This window comes from Cupriavidus sp. L7L (genome assembly GCF_004353535.1).
Classification (GTDB): Bacteria; Pseudomonadota; Gammaproteobacteria; order Burkholderiales; family Burkholderiaceae; genus Cupriavidus; species Cupriavidus oxalaticus_A.
Genome location: NZ_SMNY01000183.1, coordinates 1 through 1,497, shown reverse-complemented (window position 1 = coordinate 1,497; position 1,497 = coordinate 1). Strand labels below are relative to the sequence as shown.

The following is a 1,497-nucleotide window of genomic DNA, read 5'->3' as shown; positions in this document are numbered from 1 at the left end:
AGGCCGAGGCAGCAACCGAGCAGGGCAAGAGCTACATCGCCTTGCAGAAGATGTACCAGGCCAACATGAGTGCTGCGGAAAAGATCCAGTTTGACCTGATCGCTTCGCGCATGCCGTTCCCGGGCAGCAACCGGCTGATTCAGGAGATCAAGAAGGCGGACCATGCGGCCAAGTATTTCGACCTGACCGCATCGAGGCAGGCCAAGAACGGATCGATGAGCCTGGCAGAGATGATGGACTTCGAGTCGGGTCGGCGCTTCCGGAACCCCTACTGGGTAGTTGCCATGGCGGCGGAAGCGAGCCCGGAGAAGCTGCAGCGAGAGATGATCTTCATGCAGGCCTACTCCAACGAGTTGCAACTGCAGAATCTGCGGATGATGGAGAAGGTTGGCGTTGCCCTTGGCCAACTCCTCGCGGCCCAGACGCGGGCGGAGATGCGACCGACCATCGAGGCCCAGCTTTTGCGGGCGCAGAGCACAAATGCCCGATAGTGAACGCCAGGTGAGAAATCATGACGATGGCTGAAAACCTCAAAGAAAACCAGTCTAACGGCGCTGCGGTTCCCAACCCCGCAGCCGCCATCGCGGCGTTCCGCTGCGGGCGTGTGCAGACAGCGGTTGAGTCGATTGCCACGACAACGCAGGCCTTCGCCGCGGTGGTTGACGATTCGGTGTCCGGCGAGCGCGCGGCAACAGCATCGGTGAAGGCGCTGGTTAAGTCGTTCGTGGCGAGTTTCCGCGCACTGCAGGAGACGCAGGATGCCGCTAAGGCGGCAGGCGTGATCAGCCAAGACACGTCCAGTGCCATCAATGGCGTGATGAAGGGAATCCGCGGGGACTTCGAGCAGGGCGTCGGACGACTCCGTTCGGAAGTGGATCGCCTGGAAGCGCATTCACCTGGCGATTTCGGCGAGTTCTGCCGTACCGCACAGGAGAAGCTCAGCAAGTTGGGGGTCTTCTGGAAGGACGCAGCCAAGAACGCGCCTGCGATGAGGATGTAAGAGAGAAGACACGATGAGCACCCCAGATTTCCTCACGATGAGCCAGGAGCAGTGCGTAGCCTGGTATGTCGAGAACGTCGGGTACGACCCCGTCAAAGATGATCCCGCGCTGACGCTGAACCAGCTGCGCCGCGACTGCGCGGAGATGTACACCTACGCCTCCTGTACGGTCGATGCGGGTGGGCGGGGCCCGGACGATCCGGATTTCGACCCGTGCTGCGGGGTTCGGGTCTACGGTGGAACGCCAGTGTGTGCCGGCGAGCCCGTAGAGCACGAGCAAAAGGCGGATGAGAGCTCCCGCGCGCGGCCCCGGATGAGGATGTCGCCAGCCGCTACGACCCTCCCAAGCGAATTACTTCACAGGTCCAAGGATAGAGCGCATATGTCGAAGGTTCAGGAATTTCAAGACAGGGTCGCCCAGGCTCTGCTAAAAACGGCGGAGACGTCTGGCTCTCACGCTATCACCGCGTCCATCACGGTATCAGCACCCGACAGGT

General features: G+C 61.3%; 3 protein-coding genes. All 3 read left to right on the top strand.

Annotated elements, in window-relative coordinates; all coding sequences use genetic code 11:
• Positions 1 to 491: hypothetical protein (locus E1J61_RS37735; protein ID WP_165971642.1), on the top strand; the 491-nt coding region annotated here is incomplete at its 5' end.
• Between the two features lie 20 nt (positions 492 to 511).
• A complete protein-coding gene (locus tag E1J61_RS36990) occupies positions 512 to 1,000 on the top strand; it encodes a hypothetical protein (protein ID WP_133098672.1) in 489 nt (162 codons plus the stop codon).
• 13 nt (positions 1,001 to 1,013) lie between these two features.
• A partial coding sequence (locus E1J61_RS37995) for a hypothetical protein (protein ID WP_207951322.1) occupies positions 1,014 to 1,497 on the top strand: 484 nt, incomplete at its 3' end.